General features: G+C 34.2%; 20 protein-coding genes. 13 read left to right on the forward strand and 7 right to left on the reverse strand.

What is annotated here, in order from left to right; genetic code table 11:
* The first annotated feature begins 18 nt into the window (after window positions 1–18).
* From thiI to adhE, 3 genes are all read left to right on the forward strand, one after another.
* Window positions 19–1,248 (forward strand): tRNA uracil 4-sulfurtransferase ThiI, encoded by a 1,230-nt coding sequence (gene thiI, locus AT726_RS09905; RefSeq protein WP_068759505.1) that lies wholly within the window; start codon window positions 19–21, stop codon window positions 1,246–1,248.
* 264 nt (window positions 1,249–1,512) lie between these two features.
* On the forward strand, window positions 1,513–2,784 hold the full coding sequence (locus AT726_RS09910) for an ISL3 family transposase (protein WP_068759290.1): 1,272 nt from the start codon (window positions 1,513–1,515) through the stop codon (window positions 2,782–2,784).
* 244 nt (window positions 2,785–3,028) lie between these two features.
* A complete protein-coding gene (gene adhE / locus AT726_RS09915) occupies window positions 3,029–5,626 on the forward strand; it encodes a bifunctional acetaldehyde-CoA/alcohol dehydrogenase (RefSeq protein WP_068759506.1) in 2,598 nt (865 codons plus the stop codon).
* A 466-nt stretch (window positions 5,627–6,092) separates the two neighbouring features.
* On the opposite strand, the gene AT726_RS13065 is transcribed toward adhE, so the two are convergent.
* The 7 genes from AT726_RS13065 to AT726_RS09945 all read right to left on the reverse strand — a co-directional run bounded on the left by AT726_RS13065 (window position 6,093) and on the right by AT726_RS09945 (window position 9,828).
* A complete protein-coding gene (locus AT726_RS13065; RefSeq protein WP_201023054.1) occupies window positions 6,093–6,737 on the reverse strand; it encodes a transposase in 645 nt (214 codons plus the stop codon).
* A gap of 27 nt (window positions 6,738–6,764) precedes the next feature.
* Window positions 6,765–7,319 carry a transposase family protein gene (locus tag AT726_RS13070; RefSeq protein WP_201023055.1) on the reverse strand — a complete coding sequence of 185 codons (555 nt, stop codon included), beginning with the start codon at window positions 7,317–7,319 and terminating at the stop codon, window positions 6,765–6,767.
* A 1,006-nt stretch (window positions 7,320–8,325) separates the two neighbouring features.
* On the reverse strand, window positions 8,326–8,541 hold the full coding sequence (locus AT726_RS09925) for an alpha/beta-type small acid-soluble spore protein (RefSeq protein WP_055241177.1): 216 nt from the start codon (window positions 8,539–8,541) through the stop codon (window positions 8,326–8,328).
* A 125-nt stretch (window positions 8,542–8,666) separates the two neighbouring features.
* Complete coding sequence (locus AT726_RS09930) at window positions 8,667–8,864, reverse strand: alpha/beta-type small acid-soluble spore protein (RefSeq protein ID WP_055241174.1); 198 nt, start codon at window positions 8,862–8,864, stop codon at window positions 8,667–8,669.
* A gap of 74 nt (window positions 8,865–8,938) precedes the next feature.
* Window positions 8,939–9,124 (reverse strand): alpha/beta-type small acid-soluble spore protein, encoded by a 186-nt coding sequence (locus AT726_RS09935; protein WP_055276359.1) that lies wholly within the window; start codon window positions 9,122–9,124, stop codon window positions 8,939–8,941.
* A 113-nt stretch (window positions 9,125–9,237) separates the two neighbouring features.
* Window positions 9,238–9,435, reverse strand: coding sequence for an alpha/beta-type small acid-soluble spore protein (locus AT726_RS09940; protein ID WP_055241169.1), 198 nt, complete (start codon window positions 9,433–9,435; stop codon window positions 9,238–9,240).
* Between the two features lie 195 nt (window positions 9,436–9,630).
* Window positions 9,631–9,828 carry an alpha/beta-type small acid-soluble spore protein gene (locus AT726_RS09945; RefSeq protein ID WP_055241168.1) on the reverse strand — a complete coding sequence of 66 codons (198 nt, stop codon included), beginning with the start codon at window positions 9,826–9,828 and terminating at the stop codon, window positions 9,631–9,633.
* Window positions 9,829–9,964: 136 nt separating this feature from the next.
* On the opposite strand from AT726_RS09945, the gene AT726_RS09950 reads away from it, so the two are divergent.
* From AT726_RS09950 to uvrC, 10 genes are all read left to right on the forward strand, one after another.
* A complete protein-coding gene (locus tag AT726_RS09950) occupies window positions 9,965–10,711 on the forward strand; it encodes a TrmH family RNA methyltransferase (RefSeq protein ID WP_055276361.1) in 747 nt (248 codons plus the stop codon).
* A gap of 171 nt (window positions 10,712–10,882) precedes the next feature.
* Window positions 10,883–11,350, forward strand: a complete 468-nt coding sequence (rimP, locus tag AT726_RS09955; RefSeq protein WP_055241164.1) for a ribosome maturation factor RimP — start codon at window positions 10,883–10,885, stop codon at window positions 11,348–11,350.
* Between the two features lie 15 nt (window positions 11,351–11,365).
* Complete coding sequence (gene nusA / locus AT726_RS09960) at window positions 11,366–12,421, forward strand: transcription termination factor NusA (protein ID WP_055241162.1); 1,056 nt, start codon at window positions 11,366–11,368, stop codon at window positions 12,419–12,421.
* A gap of 28 nt (window positions 12,422–12,449) precedes the next feature.
* Window positions 12,450–12,722, forward strand: coding sequence for an RNase P modulator RnpM (gene rnpM, locus AT726_RS09965; RefSeq protein WP_055304997.1), 273 nt, complete (start codon window positions 12,450–12,452; stop codon window positions 12,720–12,722).
* Window positions 12,723–12,731: 9 nt separating this feature from the next.
* The gene (locus tag AT726_RS09970) at window positions 12,732–13,034 is read left to right on the forward strand and encodes a L7Ae/L30e/S12e/Gadd45 family ribosomal protein (RefSeq protein WP_055276367.1); all 303 of its coding nucleotides are present in this window, start codon (window positions 12,732–12,734) and stop codon (window positions 13,032–13,034) included.
* Between the two features lie 26 nt (window positions 13,035–13,060).
* Window positions 13,061–15,154: a translation initiation factor IF-2 gene (gene infB, locus AT726_RS09975; RefSeq protein ID WP_068759507.1), complete on the forward strand. Its 2,094-nt coding sequence runs from the start codon at window positions 13,061–13,063 to the stop codon at window positions 15,152–15,154.
* Between the two features lie 33 nt (window positions 15,155–15,187).
* Window positions 15,188–15,541 carry a 30S ribosome-binding factor RbfA gene (rbfA, locus tag AT726_RS09980; protein ID WP_055241154.1) on the forward strand — a complete coding sequence of 118 codons (354 nt, stop codon included), beginning with the start codon at window positions 15,188–15,190 and terminating at the stop codon, window positions 15,539–15,541.
* Window positions 15,542–16,041: 500 nt separating this feature from the next.
* A complete protein-coding gene (locus AT726_RS09985) occupies window positions 16,042–17,874 on the forward strand; it encodes an LTA synthase family protein (protein WP_055241152.1) in 1,833 nt (610 codons plus the stop codon).
* Between the two features lie 90 nt (window positions 17,875–17,964).
* A complete protein-coding gene (locus tag AT726_RS09990) occupies window positions 17,965–18,417 on the forward strand; it encodes a DUF4362 domain-containing protein (protein WP_237297080.1) in 453 nt (150 codons plus the stop codon).
* A 105-nt stretch (window positions 18,418–18,522) separates the two neighbouring features.
* Window positions 18,523–20,325 (forward strand): excinuclease ABC subunit UvrC, encoded by a 1,803-nt coding sequence (uvrC, locus tag AT726_RS09995; RefSeq protein WP_237297082.1) that lies wholly within the window; start codon window positions 18,523–18,525, stop codon window positions 20,323–20,325.
* The last annotated feature ends 108 nt before the right edge of the window (window positions 20,326–20,433 follow it).

Below are 20,433 nucleotides of genomic sequence, written 5' to 3' on the forward strand. Positions count from 1 at the left end.
GAGGAAGGAAATGATGAAATGATTTATGACCGTATTTTAGTCCGTTATGGTGAATTATCGATTAAAGGAAAAAATCGTAAGTATTTTAAAAATGCATTACACAAAATTATTCGCCGCAAGTTACGTGGGCTTGATCAGTTAAAATATGAAGTGACACATGACCGTTTCTATATCATTTTAAATGGGACAGCGCCAGAATTAGTAACAGAGCAGCTAGATAAAGTTTTCGGATTACAATCTTATAGTTTAGCTGCTCGTTGTGAAAATGAAATTGATGCAATTAAAGCATTAGCTTTAGAGATTATTAATGAACAACCAAAAGTTCCAACTACATTTAAAGTAGAAACAAAACGTTCAGATAAACAATTCCCAATGCAATCAGGTGAAATTTCACGTGGAGTAGGGGCACATTTATTAATTAATACGGATCACTTAAGCGTGGATGTTCATAATCCGGATATGACGGTGTTTGTTGAAGTTCGTCGCGAAGGAACATTCATTATGGCCGATCACATTAAAGGTCTTGGTGGGTTCCCAGTTGGAATTAGTGGAAAAGGTTTATTAATGATTTCAGGTGGAATTGATAGTCCAGTTGCTGGATACCTAATGCAAAAACGTGGAGTTGAGATTGAAGCGATTCACTTTGCATCACCACCATATACATCAGTTCGTTCAAAACAAAAAGTGTTAGACTTAATGGAGAAAAATGCTCATTATGCACCGGTAGACTCAATTGATGTTCATGTAGTTCCATTCACGGAATTACAAACAGCCATTTATGAGAATATTCCTAGCAGCTATACAATGACAGTTATGCGTCGTATGATGTATCGTATCGCTGAAGGAATTGCTAAAAAACGTGAGATTTTAGTTTTAGCAAATGGTGAAAGTTTAGGGCAAGTTGCTTCTCAAACATTAGCAAGTATGTATGCAATTAATGCTGTAACGAATATGCCAATTATTCGTCCAGTTGCTACACTTGATAAAAATGAAATTATTGAAATTGCGAAACAAATCGATACATATGATATTTCAATTCGTCCATATGAAGATTGCTGTACGGTCTTTGTTCCAGAGCACCCAGCGACTAATCCATCGCTTGAAAAATGTATTGAATTTGAACAAAACTTTGATTTTGAATCATTAGTACAAAAATGTATTGATAATACAGAAATCATTACAGTTCGTGCGGGTGAAATCATTGAGTTAGAAGATAATACTGCTTGTCCATTAAATGATTTATTCTAATTGATATAAATAAAAAGCTGAAAGAAGTAATATTCTTCCAGCTTTTTTTGTATTTAAGTTCATTTTATGAATCAAAAAAATATACCTCAATTAGAAAAAAATATTAATGATAAAACGATTAATTTGTACTGTTAAAGTTATTTTTTGTGAGTCTTCACCAGAAATGGTGCTTGACTAAATAAATGCTTATATTTACCTATAAAAAAAACATCTAAAATCTTGTACTTTAGTAAGTGCGACCAAACTAAAGTTAGGAGATTTTAGATGCACTTACATCATATCAATGATTTAATTCAATTACAAGATGTTACAGTCAGTAACTATCATATTTCTGAAGATAATGTTTTAGTTTTAAGCCTGTGTCCAACAAAGAGTAAACAACCTTGTCCTTGTTGCCATACTCAAGCATTTGTTATTTGTAAAGGTAGCTGTCAAAAACTACGTCAAGTTAGACATTTACGTTGTTTCAATCGTGAAACCATTTTATTGATTCCGATGAAGCGTCTTTTCTGTAAACAGTGTGAAGTTTCTTTTACCTATCAATATGCATTTTTGACAGGGAAAACTCGCTATACAAACGATTATAAACGTGAACTTTCTAAACCGTTAGTCGGTACCACTGTTAAACAATTAACAGATACGTTTAAGGTCCCTTACTCAACTGGTGAACGCTTCATTAAGCAACATCTTGCTCATTTAATTCCGTCTATTCAAAGAAAAGTGATCGCTGCTGCTCAAGGATCAACTCGGCTCATATTAGGCATTGATGATTTTGCGATTCGAAAAGGTCATACTTATAATACAGGATTTCATGACCTAAGAAATGGTAACCTGTTAACATTAGTCATGGGAAGAACTTATCAAACGTTAATTCAAAATCAAGGCTTAATGAAGCAACTCAAAGAGTTGAAACCCTACGCTGTTGTGATGGATTTAGCACGTTCTTATCACAAGTTTGTTGCTGAAGTTTTTCCTGATGCTATCCGAATTGCTGACCGATTTCATGTGAATCGTTATCTAACAGATGCCTTACAGGCTGTGAGAAGACGGATTAGTTTATCGCTAACACCGGAAAGTCGTAAATATTTGAAACGAAATAAAAACCTTATCGGTAAACGATATGATTCTTTGAGCGAGAAAGAAGAACGAAAATTAGGAAAACTTCTAAGCTATTCAAAAGAACTGACGGAAGTGTATGCCATTAAAGAATCACTGATTAATTGGTATGAATTAAGTGATGAAACAAATTCTTATAGACGTTTAATTCAATGGATTGCTCGAGCTAAAGCCCTAAATATTCCTGAATTAACTGAAGCACTTAAACCTTTTGAAAATTGGACAGAAGAAATTTCTAATTACCATAAGTGTCGTTACACAAATGGTTCAGTAGAAGGACGAAATAATAAAATTAAAACATTAATTCGAAGAAGTTATTTTCTTCCGAATCGAACGATCTATGAGAATAGAATCTTGTTGGAATGTAATGAACGATTTTTTATAGATGAATTAAGTGTCAAGAACCAATTTTGGTGTTGAGCCTTTTTTGTCGAACTATAATCTTTCTTGGGTGCGAATGTAGAAAGAAATAAAAATCTATATTTTTACATTTATAGTTAAATAAGGTAAAATATATAAGTGAAAAACGCTTTCTATCATAAAATTTACTATTTGTGAAATTATAAACGTTTTCAATCCGTTTTCATTAGACAAATAATTCACAATGTAATATAATAGCGTTGTAAGTAAGTGAATGAATTCACAATCTTGAGGAGGAGTCGGAATGACAAATAAAATTACAAATGTTGAGGAGTTAATGTCAACTCTTGAAACAATGCGCGCAGCTCAACGTGAGTTTGCCACATTTACACAAGAACAAGTTGATGAATTATTCTACAAAGCGGCAATGGCAATTAATAATTTACGTATTCCGTTAGCACAAATGGCAGTAGAAGAAACGGGAATGGGATTAGTTGAAGATAAAGTTATTAAAAATCATTACGCTTCAGAATATATCTATAATAAATATCGTAATGAAAAAACATGTGGGGTTTTATCTGAAGATTTATCGTTCGGAATTCAAAAAGTTGCTGAGCCAGTAGGGGTAATCGGAGCAGTAATTCCAACAACAAATCCAACATCTACAGCATGTTTTAAATGTTTAATGGCAATTAAAACTCGTAATGCAATTGTTATTTCAGCGCATCCACGTGCTAAAAACTGTACAAACTATACAGCCCAAGTGATTCGTGAAACAATTGAAGCAGCGGGAGCTCCAAAAGGATTAATTGCATGGATCGATGCACCAAGTATTGAATTAACAAATACAGTTATGCGTGAAGTCGATTTAATCTTAGCAACGGGTGGACCAGGAATGGTTAAAGCAGCATACTCTTCAGGAACACCAGCAATTGGAGTAGGGGCAGGTAATACACCAGTTATTTTCCATAAAACATGTAACATCCCAATGGCTGTTAACTCATTATTATTATCAAAAACATTTGACTACGGTGTCATCTGTGCATCAGAACAGTCAATCATTGTTGATGAGTCAATCTATGATGCAGTTAAGGCTGAACTTACAAAGCGTGGAGCTTTATTATTAAATCCAGAGCAATTAGAGGCTGTTCGTAAGACAATCATTGTCAATGGCGCATTAAATGCTAAAATTGTTGGACAACCAGCATGGAAAATTGCTGAATTAGCAGGATTTGAAGTTCCTAAGGATACAAAAGTTTTAGTTGGTGAAGTGACTGATACTTCATTAGAGGAACCATTCGCTCATGAAAAATTATCAGTTGTCTTAGCAATGTACAAATCATCTAATCATGCGGAAGCAGTGGATATGGCTGAAACATTAGTTAACCATAGTGGTCTAGGGCATACTTCAGCTATTTATGCAGATGAGTTACGTGCTGAAGCTGATATTCAAGCGATGGCATCTCGTATGCGTACAACAACATTCTTAATTAATCAACCAACAGCACATGGAGGAATTGGAGATATCTTTAACTTTGCTTTAGCGCCATCATTAACTTTAGGTTGTGGTTCTTGGGGGAATAACTCAGTATCAGAAAATGTAGGACCAAAACATTTAATTAATATTAAAACGGTTGCTAAAAGGAGAGAGAATATGCTTTGGTTTAAAGTTCCATCAAAAGTTTATTATAAATTTGGATGCTTACCAGTTGCATTAGAAGACTTAAACTTCGATGGTAAAAAACGTGCATTTATTGTAACAGATAAAGTGTTATTTGATTTAGGATATACAAAACAAGTCACGGATGAGTTAGATCGTTACGGAATTCAATATACAATGTTCACAGATGTTCATCCAGATCCATTACTATCAGATGCTAAAAAAGGTGCTGAAGCAATGGCCAACTTCAAACCAGATGTCATCATCGCCTTAGGTGGAGGATCTGCTATGGATGCAGCAAAAATTATGTGGGTATTATATGAACACCCTGAAACTAACTTCCAAGACCTAGCAATGCGTTTCATGGACGTTCGTAAACGTATCTATCGCTTCCCTCAAATGGGTAAAAAAGCTAGCTTAGTATGTATTGCAACTTCAGCTGGTACAGGTTCAGAAGTCACTCCTTTCGCTGTAATCACAGATGATGAAACAGGAATTAAATATCCATTAGCTGACTACGAATTAACTCCAACAATGGCAATTGTTGACCCAGTCTTAATGTTATCCATGCCAAAAGGATTATGTGCTGCTTCAGGTATCGATGTATTAACTCATGCTTTAGAATCATTAGTAGCAACAGTAGCAACAGAATATACAATTCCATTATCATTAGAATCAGCTAAATTAGTCTTTGATTACTTACCAGAATCTTATCATGGTGGAGCAGAAGCAAAAGTAGCTAAAGAAAAAATGGCTAACGCTTCATGTATGGCAGGGATGGCCTTCTCTAATGCAATGCTTGGATTATGCCACTCAATGGCTCATAAATTAGGGGCTAAATTCCATATTCCTCATGGTATTGCAAATGCATTATTAATTAATGAAGTTATCAAATATAATGCAACAGATGCACCATTCAAACAAGGAACATTCCCTCAATATGAAACTCCTCAAGCAATCGAACGTTATGCTAAAGCTGCAGAGTATGTAGGGTTAACAGGACGTACGAATGAAGAAAAGGTTCAAGCGTTATTAAATAAAATTGATGAATTAAAACGTGAAATCAATATTCCGATGAGTATTTCAGAATGTGGTGTATCAGAAGCTGACTTCTTAGCAGCAGTAGATGAATTAGCAGTTGAAGCATTCGATGATCAATGTACGCCTGCTAACCCACGTTACCCATTAATTGAAGATATCAAACAATTATACTTAAATGCATTCTACGCCGAAACAAAATAATTAATCACTAATCTATGCATACACTAATTTAAAACTCCAAACAGTCACCAAAGCACTCTGTCCTTTTTGACAGAGTGCTTTTTACTATTTTAAGATAAGATGGGATTACTGCAGTCATCATTGAAAAGGGGGGAATCAAAGCATGGCATAAAAATAGTTTTAATGATAAAAGAAGCAGTCTTATTGCTAGATAGCTAGCCTGTATTCATGAAGTTTTAAGATTTTAACTTTGATGTGATTAATATTAATGATTTATGAATTTTAAATAGAATAAAAACTCACATCGCTTTATTCTATTTAAAATACAGGTATACTACAGTATATATTTGAAAGAGATACCTTATAACAAGTAATCGATAGTTTATACAAAAAATATGAATTGAATTAAAATGGAACTTTGTCAAATAGTGTTGCTGATTAAATGGTGACCTGCTTACAATGAATAATTAAATCGAAATCCTAGTGGCTAATCTGCTAGGATTTTTCTTTTTGGTTTGGTTAAGTTTTGAATCATGAGAATACGGAATTTAAAATGATAGAAACTACGATAGCCAAAGGCAATACGCTTAATCACTTTAATTTTGTTATTGATTCCTTCAATCGGACCATTGGTGTATGGCGTTGTGAGCGTATTTTTAATGTAAGATTGATACATTTTAAAGGTTTGAAAAGCGGTTTGAAGTTCAGGAGAGATAAGAGGGTGTTCTACTTCAAGTAAGTGATTGAATCGATCTAAGTTTTTTGTTTGAAGAGCGAAAAGTAAGTCTTGATAAAGATCATAAGTCGATTTTAGCTCAGGAGATAGATCGAGTAGAAAGTTTAAGATATCAATTTCTCGCATCGGTTGTTTGAAACAGTAAACCGATCGATAAGTGAACGCACGGGAGATATGTTGAACTAAATGAAATTTATCAAGAATAATTTTGGCGTGAGGAAAAAGCTCCTTAATCAAGCTAATATAAGGGGCGTACATATCAATCACAATATGTTTAACACGAGAACGTGCTTCTTCAGTATACCGTTTAAAATAAGCCTGAAGAGAGCTTAAACGACGATCTTCAACAATATCAATGATTTGTTTCGTATCAGCATCACAAAAGATAAAGGACATGTGACCCATTCCCTAGCAGTGGAGGATTTATGCTTCGCATGCCAGGTGACCCTCAGCAGACTTAACCGATTTAAATTCATCAAAACAAAGGTTTTCAGGAAGGTAATTAAAGTTGAGAGATTGAGATTCATAGAAGTTATGAATGATGCGATTAACTGTTGAATGAGACACTTGATGACGACGGGCAATATCGTATTCAGAGATTTTATTTTGAGCCTCTAACGCAATCGCGTGTTTGGTGTTGTAAGAAATATAACAGTTCTTTTCAACGATAGAGGTTTTTAGTGTGAATGTGGAATGACAATGCCCACAAAAGTAACGTTGTTTCCTTAAGTCTAAATAAGTATCGTGTAACGATACTTTGGGGATCACTAAACGAGAAGTTTTGAACCCATGCTTTTTAAACTTTGAATCGAAAAGGGTCCCACAGTGTTCACAATGAGTGGGGTGATAAGATAAAATTCCTTTAAAAATAAAGCTAGTCACACCATTTAATTTCACTTCCTCAAGATAATCTTCCGGGAATGTAATGTTTTTATCTTTAATATTTAAGAGTTTTCTAGTAAAATATGAGTTAGACATCAAATTCAATCCTTTCAATATTGTTTTAGCCGATAACATTGTAACAGGATAGAGACGTGATGTCTCTTTTTTTTATGCCATGAAAAAAGGCGTTGCTTAGTCAGCAACACCAAATATTATAGAACCATTAAAATGAATGAATATAAAAAAGTAGCACCGAAGTGCTACTTTATTTACTATGAGTTTATCTGCTCCAACGGAAACACCTCATTTATCAACGAATAGTTAATAAAAGCAGTAGGATTTAAAACTTAAATCGCTCCAACGGAAACACCTCATTTATCAACGAATAGTTAATAGAATCAGTAGGATTTAAAACTTAAATCGCTCCAACGGAAACACCTCATTTATTAACGAATAGTTAATAGAATCAGTAGGATTTAAAACTTAAATCGCTCCAACGGAAACACCTCATTTATCAACGAATAGTTAATAGAATCAGTAGGATTTAAAACTTAAATCGCTCCAACGGAAACACCTCATTTATCAACGAATAGTTAATAAAAGCAGTAGGATTTAAAACTTAAATCACTCCAATGAAAACACCTTATTTATCATAACATTGATGATATTTAAGTGTGATTAACTCATAGTTGGTGGATTGGATCTCATATTTATCCCTCACGTATCTTTTGTAATTGATTGTGACTATCTGATTTATTTTTGGGTGGATTAGCTTTCATGATTAATCCCTCACATTTTTAATGTTCTAGAATTAGAAAGTGAATCTGAGACCGAAAATAAATGCTTTGGTGGATTAGTTTCCATTGTCAATCCCTCACGTTTCAAATAAAATTTAAAGCGTTTGGTGCAATTAATTCACAGTAATACGTTATGTTAAATACGCTTTGGTGGATTAGCTTCCATCATTGATCCCTCACGTTTCATTAGAATTTAACGTGAACTCCGTATAGTTGGCGGATTAGTATTCATGGCATTCCCTCACATTCATGTTTATTTAAAACAATTGTGTTACAGGTTTGTACATGATGCTAAAACCCAATTGTTATTGTTGGTTTTGAGAACCTAATTGTTGTTGAGCTTGTTTCACTAAACGTTTAGTGATTTCACCACCAACAGAACCATTTTGACGAGCAGTTGCATCTGCACCTAATTGAACGCCTTGTTCACTAGCGATCTCATATTTCATTTGATCAATAGCATTTTGTGCTCCAGGAACAAGAAGTTTGTTACTGCTTGAGTTATTTGAGTTGTTAGCCATTTTGTTCACCTCCTAACAATCATTAGAGTGTCCTTAATCGACAAAATCATTCTTAAAAATAGATGGTAAAATTCACCGAAGACACTCTAATGGATAAGTTTTATCTATAACTTAAAATTCTTTAGTTATTTTTGAGATGTTCCACCTAATTGTTGTTGAGCCATTGCAACGAGACGTTTAGTGATTTCGCCACCAACAGAACCGTTTTGGCGTGAAGATGTATCAGGGCCTAAATTTACACCAAATTCTCGAGCAATCTCATATTTCATTTGATCAATTGCATTTTGAGCACCAGGAACAACTAATTTATTACGTCTTGACATATTAAGAACCTCCTGACATTGGTACCATTAAGGTAGAATGTAATTTTTAAACACTGTACAGATTAGAGTTGGAACTATTTTATTAAGCTTTGTTTAGCTTGGGCAATAAGTCGTTTAGTAATTTCGCCACCTACAGCCCCGTTTTCTTCAGCAGTTGCTTTACGACCGAAGTTAACACCAAGTTCATTTGCAATTTCCATTTTTAATTGATCAACTGCTTCTTGAGCACCTGGCACAATTAATTTATTTCGTGTTGCCATGATGTGACCTCCTGATCTTATGTTGAGTTTATTTGTTTGACCTCAACATAAGAAACTTTTCTTACAAGTCGAAGCTAAGTTTATTACTTCATCAGAAGTCGTGACTTAGTTTCTTATTTTGAACCTAATTGTTGTTGGGCCATAGCGACTAAACGTTTAGTAATTTCGCCACCAACAGAACCATTTTGGCGCGCTGTCGCATCAGGACCAAGATGAACACCGAACTCATTAGCAATCTCAGCTTTCATTTGATTGATTGCATTTTCGGCACCAGGAACAACTAATTTATTACGACCTGATTGATTTGCCATGATTGTCACCTCCTGACAATCATAATTTGCACATATTCGACAAAATAATACACAAAAAATGATTTTTTTGAAATTTATTTTCGATTTAATTAATGAAGAGTAGTGCAAAAAGCTAGAATACTAATCAGTCTCTTAAGGGGAGATATAGAAAGAGGCAACCATCTGATTGCCTCTTAAAAATTGTTTCTTCTTATATTATTGTTGGTTTTGAGAACCTAATTGCTGTTGAGCTTGTTTCACTAAACGTTTAGTGATTTCACCACCAACAGAACCATTTTGACGAGCTGATGTATCTGGGCCAAGAGTTACGCCAAATTCATGAGCGATCTCAGCTTTCATTTGGTCGATAGCATTTTGAGCACCAGGAACAACTAATTTATTACGACTGGCCATATTTGTCACCTCCTGACAATCATAATTTGCCCACATTCGACAAAATAATACACAAAAAAATTTAAAAATATGAGGTGACAGAAAACAAAATAGTGTATAGTAAAGAAGAATTCTAAAATAATTTATAGGTGATGACATGTTAATTGAATCAAGTAGTAATCCTAAAGTTAAAAAATGGATGAAGTTAAAACAAAAAAAATACCGATATCAATCAAATGAGTTCATTGTTGAAGGTGAACACTTAGTATTAGAAGCAATGAATTCAAATGTTGTTAAAGAAATTTTAGTTAAAGAAGGATCAACGGTTCATTTAAATCCGGCTTTTAATGGAAAACAACCGGTTTATATTTTAAAAGAAAACTTATTTACTCAAATTGCTTCTACTGAAACACCGCAACCAATCATGGCGGTCTGTGAAATGAAGTCAAAAACGATTGAACGTCAAAATCGTTTATTATTGTTAGATCGTGTTCAAGATCCAGGAAATTTAGGAACCCTTTTAAGAAGTGCTGTCGCGTTTGGTTTTGATGGTGTCATTTTAGGAGATGGATGTGTCGATGTGTACAATGAAAAGGTCATCCGTTCAACACAAGGTGCGATTTTTAAAATTCCAATCGAGTTTCATTCATTAAAAGAATATGTGCCAATGCTTCAAGCGAATGGTGTTAAAGTTTATGGAACAAGCTTAGAAAATGGACAGCCGTTAGGAGAAATCGAAGAGGATTCTCAAATGGCGTTTATTTTAGGCAATGAAGGTCAAGGAGTTAATCCAGAATTACTATCCACAACAAATCGAAATATTTTTATTGAAATGACACAAAATATTGAATCTTTAAATGTTTCGATTGCGGGTAGTATTATAATGTACCGTTTTCGTCTATAATAAAGATGATGGGCCACATGGTAAAAATACTGGAAGAACACAATTATTCATGAATGACTTTACTAGCTAATTAAATTGTGTTAAAATAATTTCACATAGTATTTCGTGTAAGAGTGGGACTTCCCACTCTTTTGTATTATGGTTAAAATGTTTGAAAGAGGTGAAATCCTAATGTCAAATATCGTAGCTAAAACAGAAGAATTAGTTAAACCGATTTGCGAGGCAGCTCAAGTTGACTTAGTTGATGTTGAGTATGTGAAAGAGGGGCAAGTTTTCTTCTTACGTGTGTATGTTGATACACCAGAAGGAATTGATATTGACCAATGTGCGACAATTGCCGAAGCATTAAGTGAAAAATTAGATCAGCATGATTATATCGAAGATGAATACATGTTAGAGGTTTCATCACCAGGTGCTGAGCGCCCATTAAAAACAAAAGAAGCGGTGGCACAGTCTATCGGAGCTTATGTTAATGTAAGAACGTACAAAGCGATTGATAATCAAAAAGAATTCGAAGGTTATTTAACACAATTCGAAAATGATATCATGACACTTGAAGTATTAGTTAAAACTCGCAAAAAAACAGTTGAAATCCCTTATGATATGGCATCTAAGGTTCGACTTGCGATTAAGTTTTAAGGAGGATATATAAGGATGAACACGAAAGAGTTTTTTGCTGCTCTTGAATTACTTGAAAAAGAAAAAGGTATTTCAAAAGATATTATTATTGAAGCTTTTGAACATGCATTAATTAGTGCATATAAGAAAAACTTTAACCAAGCAACAAATGTTAAAGTTGAAATCAATGAACATACTGGAACAGTTAAATTATATCAACAAAAAACAGTTACTGAAGATGTAACGCGTCCTCAAGAACAAATTAGTTTAGCTGAAGCGATGCGTATCAATCCTCATTATGAAGAAGGAGATATCATTAACTTCGAAGTAACACCTAAAGATTTCGGACGTATTGCAACACAAACAGCGAAACAAGTTGTTAAACAACGTATTCGTCAAGCAGAACGCGATAATTTATTCCAAGAATTTAAAGATCGCGAAGGAGAAATTGTCACAGGTATTGTGGTAAAAGATGATGGTAAACATGTTTTCGTTGACTTAGGAAAAATTGAAGCATTATTACCAATGCGCGAAATTATGAACCCAGATGAAATCAAACCAAACTCACGTATTAAAGTTTATATTAGTAAAATTGAATCTAAAAATAAAGGACCAGTTGTTTACGTTTCACGTAAAGATCCAAACTTAATTAAACGTTTATTTGAATTAGAAGTACCAGAAATTTATGATGGAACAGTTGAAATCATGTCAGTTGCTCGTGATGCTGGAGATCGTACAAAAATTTGTGTGGCTTCAGAAGATCCAAACGTGGATCCAGTTGGAGCATGTGTTGGTCCATCAGGACAACGTGTACAAAACATCGTGGATGAATTAAACGGTGAAAAAATTGATATCATTCAATTCTCTAAAGACCCAGAAGTATTAGTTGCAAATGCATTAAGTCCAGCGCAAGTAACAAAAGTAGTAGTGGATGAAGCGAAAAAAGCAACAGTTGTTTTAGTTCCAGATAACCAATTATCATTAGCTATTGGTAAACGTGGACAAAATGCTCGTTTAGCAGCTCAATTAACTGGATGGAAAATCGATATCAAACCTGAATCTGAAGCTGAAAATTTAGGAATTGAACTATAATAAAAAAATCACGCAAGGAGGTCATTGTATGAAACAAAAGAAAATCCCTATGCGTAAATGTGTCATTACAGGTGAACAAAAACCTAAAAAAGAATTAATTCGAATTGTTCGTGGGACTGATGGTGAAGTATCAGTTGATACAACTGGTAAGAAGAATGGTCGTGGCGTCTATTTACACTTAACACCCGAAGTTGTTGCATTAGCTAAAAAGAAAAATATTTTAAGTCGTCACCTTGAAGTTGAAGTTCCTGAAGCTATTTATGAAGAATTAGCTGAATTAGCACAGAAACAAACGAAATAGGTGATGAAGATGAATCAACAATGGTTGAATTTTTTAGGCTTAGCATTAAGCGCCGGTGCTGTGATTACAGGAGAACAACTTGTAGTTGGGGCTATTCAAAGTAAAAAAGTACACTTTGTTATCATAGCAGAAGACACAGGAGCGAATACATTTAAAAAGGTCACTGATAAATGTAAGTTTTATGGTGTCGAATGGGTACAAAAAGCAGGTAGTGATGAACTAGGTCATGCATTAGGTAAAGACTTTAGAAAAGTTGTTGGGATTACCGATCCTAATTTTGCAAAAGCTTTAAAAAATAAAATTAATGCGTAAATGCATACATTAAGTGAGGTGACGAAATGAGAGTACATGAATATGCAAAACAATTAAATCTTTCTAGTAAAGAGGTGTTGCAGTTTTTATCAGACAACAACCTCTCAGTTAAAAGTCACATGTCAGTGTTAGGAGACGATGTTATATTGATGTTAGATAAAAATTTTAAAAATGAAAAAACTAAAATGGAGTCACAAGTAAGCAATGAAAAGGACTCTACAAATGATACAGACGATTTATTCAAATATGATGAGTATGTTGAAGTAAAACATCCTAAAATTACAAAAAAGAAAAAAGCAAATCAAAAGAAAAGTAAAAATGATAAGAGCGATCGTATTGCAAACGTTCCTGTTAAAGAAGACAAAGATGCTGCTATCGTTTACTATAGCGATGAGTTAACAGTAGGGGATTTAGCTGAGCGTCTTGGAAAATCAACTGGAGAAATCGTTAAGCAATTATTAATGCTTGGAATGATGGCGACAGTTAACCAAACATTAGATCGTGAAACAGTTGAATTATTAGCTGAGGAAGCTGGATTCGAAGTAAAAGATAAAATCTTCACTGATGTAACAGAATTCGAAAAAATCGTGATTGAAGATTCAGAAGAAGATTTAGAAAAACGTCCACCAGTTGTTACAATCATGGGGCACGTTGACCATGGTAAAACAACGTTATTAGATGCAATTCGTAACTCACGTGTCGTAACAGGAGAAGCGGGAGGAATCACGCAACATATCGGTGCATACCAAGTGAACCACGGTGGAAGTGTCATTACATTCTTAGATACACCAGGACATGCTGCGTTTACATCAATGCGTGCTCGCGGTGCACAAGTTACAGATATCTGTGTTCTTGTTGTTGCATCAGATGACGGTGTTATGCCACAAACAAAAGAAGCAATCGATCATGCTAAAGCTGCTGGAGTTCCAATCATTGTTGCTATTAACAAAATGGATAAACCAACAGCTAACCCAGAACGCGTCATGCAAGAATTACTTGAATTCTCATTAGTTCCTGAGGAGTGGGGTGGAGATACAATCTACGTTAAGTTATCTGCTTTACAAGGTGAAGGAATTGATGACTTATTAGAAATGATTAATTTAGTTTCTGAAATGAACGAGTACAAAGCGAACCCTAAACGTTTAGCAACAGGTACAGTAATTGAAGCTAAATTAGATAAAGGTCGTGGACCAGTTGCAACATTATTAGTTGAAAATGGAACATTACGTATTGGAGATGCTATCGTTGTAGGTAATACTCACGGTCGTGTTCGTGCAATGGTTAATGATTTAAATCAACGTATTGAAGCTGCAGGACCATCAACACCAATCGAAATCACTGGATTAAATGATGTTCCTCAAGCAGGAGATCGCTTCATGGTATTCCCGAGTGAAAAAGAAGCACGTCAAATTGCTGATCAACGTACAGCAAATGCTCGTGAACTTGGAAATAAACCAGGTAAAGCCGTTTCATTAGATGACTTATTCTCTCAAATCCAAGAAGGAGAAATGAAAGAATTAAATGTTATCATCAAAGGTGACGTTCAAGGTTCAGTTGAAGCTTTAAGTGGATCATTACAAAAAATCGATGTTGAAGGTGTTAAAATTAACATTATCCGTGCATCAGTTGGAACAATCACTGAAACTGACGTAACATTAGCGGCAGCTTCAGGAGCAATCATCATCGGATTCAACGTACGTCCATCATCAACGACTCGTCAGCAAGCAGCTAACGAAGGGGTAGATATTCGTTTACATTCAATCATCTACAAAGTGATTGAAGAAATCGAAGCAGCGATGAAAGGGATGTTAGATCCAATCTTCGAAGAAAAAGTAACAGGACAATTAGAAGTTCGTCAAACATTCAAGGTATCAAAAGTTGGTACAATTGCTGGATGTTATGTAACAGATGGTTCTGTATCACGTAATGCAAGTGTACGTGTTATCCGTGATGGAATCGTCGTCTTTGAAGGTGAATTAAGTTCATTAAAACGATTCAAAGACGAAGTTAAAGAAGTTAACTACGGTTATGAGTGTGGTATCACAATCGAACGCTACAACGATATCAAAGAAGGAGATATCATTGAAGCGTACGTAATGGAAGAAGTAAAACGCGCTTAATAAACGGAATTATATAAAAAAGGGTGATTCAGGATGTCACAAATTCGAGTACAAAAACTTTCAAAACAAATTGAACGTGATGTAACGGATATCATCATGAATGAAATTAAAGATACAAAAGTGGGATTTGTTACGGTAACAGGAGCAGAAGTAACGAGTGACTTATCATTCTGTAAGATTTACTATTCTGTTTTAGGTGGAGAAAATCGTCGTGAAGCGGCAACAAAAGCCTTATTACGTGCAAAAGGATTTATCCGTAGTGAGTTAGGGAAACGTATGTCGACACGTAAAGTTCCAGATTTAATTTTTGAAATTGATGAATCAATTGAATATGGTAATAAAATTGATATGATGTTAGCAGATTTACGCCGTCAAGGTAAAATGTAATCATATTAGGTGAAAGGGGCCATCTCAAAATGAGGTGGCTCTTTTTTTGTGAGAAATAGCAGAGGTATATGGATGAAGATTAAGCTAATTTAACAATCATTTTTAAATGAAGATAGAAGAGGAGAAGTAATACTTATAAGCATTTTTATTTGACAGAAAATTTGAATTAGGGAGGGCTCAATCGGTAACATATTATTTTGTACAATAATATGTTACCAACACTAAATGAACCGAATTTTAAAACCATAAGCGTTTTATTAGAATGATATTAGAATAATCTGACAAAGTTTACGATTTTTCAAATCGACCACTTCTCATCAAATGCAAACTTTTTTAACAATTTTGTTTAATTAAGCTTGCATTTTAGGGTAGTAAAAAAAGATTAAAATATGATGAGATCAATGCTTTTTAAGTTCTCGAGTGAGTCATAAGTAAAGAGAAATATTGACATAAATCCTTATTATGGTAGATTATTTAAGTAGATAAGGGGGAAACAAACAATGAGTTTAACTAAAAATCAAAAATTAATGTTTATCGCTAGTTTCATGACATGGCTACAAACATATATTGTTTATAAATTTTTTTTCCGACTATCGTTGGTATCTTTAGGGGAAGAGATCTTAATTGTTATTAATTCAATTGGACCTATCTTATTAATTTATGGATCAATCTATTTTTTAAAACCCTCAAAAAGAAGTTTTGCAGTTATGGGAGTATCAGCTTTTTTCTCAGTCATTATGATTGCGAATACATTGTTTTATAAATTTTATGATGATATCATGACGCTACCTATTTTACTTCAAATGGATAATACAGGAGGATTAGGAAGTAGTGTGATGAACTTAATCGATTTTAAAGTATTATTTCTAGTTATGAACTTACCTATTTTAATGGTAGCAAATCGACGAATAAAAGATTCAACTAAGGTTACTCCTCACTTTTATAAGAAATATTTTATTTCAATGATTGGAGCTTATCTTTTAACGTTTGGGTTATCGTATTTGAGTGGATTACCAATGTTTAACGTTCCATATAATCGTGAGGTTATGATTAAAACGTTGGGAATCTATCAATATGGCCTTTATGATATTTACTTAAGTTTAACGACACCAATTGACTATGCACTTGCTGAGAATAATGAATTTATTGAAGTGAGTAACTATGTCAAATCTAATCAAATTAATCCTAATTCTGAGTTGTTTGGGGTGGCAAAAGATCAAAATATTATCGTCATTTCATTGGAATCGTTACAAGAATTTGCAATTAATTTAGAAGTCAATGGAGAAGAGGTAACGCCATTTTTAAATCAGTTCATTCAAGAGTGTTATTATTTTGATAACTTTTATCAGCAAACGTCACAAGGGAAAACATCAGACGCTGAATTTATTACTGAAAACTCATTATATGCTGCTGATCGTGGATCAGCTTTTTATGCGAAATCGCAAAATCAATATGAAAGTCTAGCTTCTATTTTCAAGGGGCAAGGTTATTATACGGCTGTCTTCCATGCCAATGAGAAGGAATTTTGGAATCGTGAAACGATGTATGAAGCACTTGGATTTGATCATTTCTTTGATGAATCTGCGTTTTTAGTCAACGAAGAAAATAGTTTTGGATGGGGATTAACCGATGAAGCTTTCTTTGAACAGACGTTAGATTATCTGAAAGGACTGCCCCAACCTTTTTATGCAAAGTTACTAACGCTCACGAATCATTATCCATTTGAAATTCCAGAGCAGTATCAGTACATTTCGCCAGGAGAGACAAATAATGAGATTGTAAACCACTATATTACGACCGTTCGTTACTTAGATGAAGCACTCAAATCTTTTATCACGAACTTAAAAGAAAGTGGCCTTTATGACAACACAATAATTGTGATGTATGGTGATCATTATGGATTATCAGAAAGTTATTATGAGGATTTAGCGATATTACTTCAGGAAGAAGAAATTACATTAAATCGACACTTAGATTTACAACGCGTGCCATTTATTATTCATTTGCCGAATCAAGAAGAAGGAGAAGTGGTTTCTACGGTTTCAGGACAGATTGATATGAAACCGACACTTTTAAATTTAGTTGGATTACCAGTGAATGCGTACATCAATTTTGGACAGGATTTATTTGCCGCTGATCGTCGTGAATTGATTGTGTTACGAGATGGAAGTTTTATTGGAAGTGAGTATCGATATGCTGATTCAACATGCCTACGTTCTGATTCAGGTGAGTTGGTTGATCAAAGTTTTTGTGAGTCACTAGAAAAGGTGGCTGTACAAGATTTATACTATTCTGATTTGATTTTGAATAAGGATTTATTAAGATTCCAATAATCAGATTAAAAAACTGAGCATTCTCTTGTTTTCGACATAAAAAAGATGATAAAATAACACCATAATTGACATAATAGGTGGTGGGATTTGGTGAAAAAAACAAGTATTAGTTTTGGAGTTTTAATAGTGTTAGTGGTACTCAGCGGATATTTTATTTGGGGAGATTTTAATTTACAAGTGAATGCCCATGATACATATGATGTCATGCAAGGAGAAACGGATGGAGATGTCATCCAAGCTGAGACTAAAATTATTAATCTTTCTCGATTAGAACAGTTCTATAAACAGGTGAAGCGAAATAATGATGATCATATTACAGTTGCCATTCCCCAATCAAGCCAAAAATATGAGTTATATGAGTTACATGTTTCAAATGGAAAGTTAAAGCTTTACTATGATATTATTGAAGATGGCCAAGGAAGAAAAGAGTATAAAGTGAAGGTTTATGATTCAATGAAGAAAATTTATAAGCAAGACCAGGTCACTTATATTTTAATTAATGGTCAAGAAGAACGTTCGTTTTTATCATATAATCTGAAATAATGATGTGGGCAATGAGCCAAACTAATCCTAGAAATCTTCGTTTAAAAATAAATGAAGACTAGGATTTTTTATTGCAAAACGATAACGTTTCAAAGGAAGTAAGAGGTGAAACGCTTGAATCAATTATTAAAAGATAAACTATCTTTATTACCGATGAATCCTGGGTGTTACTTAATGAAGGATGCTAAGGGTCAAGTCATTTATGTGGGAAAAGCTAAACGTTTAAAAAATCGTGTCAAATCCTATTTTACAGGTTCACATAATGGAAAAACGGCACGTTTAGTTCGTGAAATTGTCGATTTTGAATATATTATCACATCGAGTGAACTTGAAGCGCTCGTCTTAGAAATCAACTTAATCAAAAAATACGATCCCAAATATAATATAATGTTAACGGATGATAAGCACTATCCATATATTAAAATTACGAATGAAACCCATCCACGACTCGTAACAACACGAAAAATAAAAAAAGATGGTGGAAAGTATTTTGGACCTTATCCAAATGCAACGGCAGCTAATGAAACGATTCGTTTATTAAATAAATTATATCCATTAAGAAAATGTCATACGATTCCGAAAAAAGTTTGTCTCTATTATCATATTCACCAGTGCTTAGGACCGTGTGAATATGAAATCCCGACCCAAGATTATAAACCGTATATTGAGGAAATTTCCCGCTTCTTAAAAGGTGACTATTCAAAGGTAAAAGCCGATTTAGTGAAACGAATGGAAGCAGCAGCTGAAAATTTAGAGTTTGAGCGTGCTAAAGAATATCGCGATTTAATCTTTCATATTGAAGCAACCGTTGAAAAGCAAAAGATGACATTAAATGATTTTATTGATCGAGATGTCTTTGGTTATGCTGAAGTTGAGGGACGAGTCTGCGTTCAGGTCTTTTTTATTCGTCAAGGAAAAGTGATTGAGCGTGAAGTATCGATTTTTGATGGAATCGATGATGTCGAAGAAGCAGTGCTAACGTTTATTGGACGCTTCTATCAAAGTAATAATACCTTAAAGCCAAAAGAAATCTTTATTCCTTCAACATTAGATCAAGAGTTATTGTCTCAGTTGCTTGATGTGAAAGTGATGGTTCCAAAACAGGGAGATAAAAAAGAACTTGTTGATTTAGCGATGAAGAACGCAGAGATGGCGCTCAATGAAAAACTTCAATTGATTGAAAAGCAAGAAGAACGTACGTTAAAAGCCGTTGAAAAATTAGGGGAGTTGTTAAGTCTTCCAACGCCCCATCGAATTGAAGCCTTTGATAATTCTCATCATCAAGGAATGGATACCGTTTCGGCAATGGTTGTGTTCACGGATGGTCGTCCAGATAAGAAAGAGTATCGTAAATATAAAATTACGACGACGTCAGAAGGTGACGATTATCAAGCGATGAAAGAGGTTATTTATCGTCGTTACTTCAAAGTACTTAATGAAGGATTACCAGCTCCAGATTTAATCGTCATTGATGGTGGAAAAGGACAAGTGAATGTTGCGATGGAAGTACTTGAATCATTAAATCTATCTATTCCGGTTGTGGGATTGGTTAAAGATGAAAAGCATCGAACAGCGTTTTTACTTGATGGCCGTGATATGGAAGAAATTAATTTAAAGAAAAAAGGTCGAGCAAATGTTTTCAATTTATTAACCCGTATTCAAGACGAGGTTCACCGCTTTGTTTTAAGTTTTCATCATCAAACGGCACAAAATCGTCAATTAACATCGATTTTAGATGAGATTCCAGGCATTGGACCTAAACGAAAACGATTATTAATTCAAAATTTTGGATCACTTGAAAAGATGCTAGAAGCAGATGACTCAGCCTATGAACAACTTGGATTTGCTCCAGAACTCATTCGTCGTGTGAAACTATTTATTGGAGAAGAACTACAGAAAAAACAATAACAATTCGCACGGTTTTGACTGATTAAGTGGCACTAATCATGACTTGATACATAAGATATACTAGATACGGTGGCAATAACCGTCGTATCAACGAGGATAATGACTACC

Source organism: Turicibacter sp. H121, from assembly GCF_001543345.1.
Taxonomy (GTDB): domain Bacteria; phylum Bacillota_I; class Bacilli_A; order MOL361; family Turicibacteraceae; genus Turicibacter; species Turicibacter bilis.

Bases quoted from the DNA above. Each gene is read 5' to 3' on its own strand.
- AT726_RS09910 (WP_068759290.1), top strand. From the start codon at position 1,513: ATGCACTTACATCATATCAATGATTTAATTCAATTACAAGATGTTACA.
- adhE (WP_068759506.1), top strand. From the start codon at position 3,029: ATGACAAATAAAATTACAAATGTTGAGGAGTTAATGTCAACTCTTGAA.
- AT726_RS09945 (WP_055241168.1), bottom strand. From the start codon at position 9,828: ATGGCCAGTCGTAATAAATTAGTTGTTCCTGGTGCTCAAAATGCTATC.
- rbfA (WP_055241154.1), top strand. From the start codon at position 15,188: ATGTCACAAATTCGAGTACAAAAACTTTCAAAACAAATTGAACGTGAT.
- rnpM (WP_055304997.1), top strand. From the start codon at position 12,450: ATGAAACAAAAGAAAATCCCTATGCGTAAATGTGTCATTACAGGTGAA.
- AT726_RS09925 (WP_055241177.1), bottom strand. From the start codon at position 8,541: ATGGCTAACAACTCAAATAACTCAAGCAGTAACAAACTTCTTGTTCCT.
- nusA (WP_055241162.1), top strand. From the start codon at position 11,366: ATGAACACGAAAGAGTTTTTTGCTGCTCTTGAATTACTTGAAAAAGAA.
- AT726_RS09935 (WP_055276359.1), bottom strand. From the start codon at position 9,124: ATGGCAACACGAAATAAATTAATTGTGCCAGGTGCTCAAGAAGCAGTT.
- rimP (WP_055241164.1), top strand. From the start codon at position 10,883: ATGTCAAATATCGTAGCTAAAACAGAAGAATTAGTTAAACCGATTTGC.
- AT726_RS09985 (WP_055241152.1), top strand. From the start codon at position 16,042: ATGAGTTTAACTAAAAATCAAAAATTAATGTTTATCGCTAGTTTCATG.
- infB (WP_068759507.1), top strand. From the start codon at position 13,061: ATGAGAGTACATGAATATGCAAAACAATTAAATCTTTCTAGTAAAGAG.
- AT726_RS09970 (WP_055276367.1), top strand. From the start codon at position 12,732: ATGAATCAACAATGGTTGAATTTTTTAGGCTTAGCATTAAGCGCCGGT.
- AT726_RS09950 (WP_055276361.1), top strand. From the start codon at position 9,965: ATGTTAATTGAATCAAGTAGTAATCCTAAAGTTAAAAAATGGATGAAG.
- AT726_RS09930 (WP_055241174.1), bottom strand. From the start codon at position 8,864: ATGTCAAGACGTAATAAATTAGTTGTTCCTGGTGCTCAAAATGCAATT.
- AT726_RS09940 (WP_055241169.1), bottom strand. From the start codon at position 9,435: ATGGCAAATCAATCAGGTCGTAATAAATTAGTTGTTCCTGGTGCCGAA.
- AT726_RS13070 (WP_201023055.1), bottom strand. From the start codon at position 7,319: ATGTCTAACTCATATTTTACTAGAAAACTCTTAAATATTAAAGATAAA.
- AT726_RS13065 (WP_201023054.1), bottom strand. From the start codon at position 6,737: ATGTCCTTTATCTTTTGTGATGCTGATACGAAACAAATCATTGATATT.
- thiI (WP_068759505.1), top strand. From the start codon at position 19: ATGATTTATGACCGTATTTTAGTCCGTTATGGTGAATTATCGATTAAA.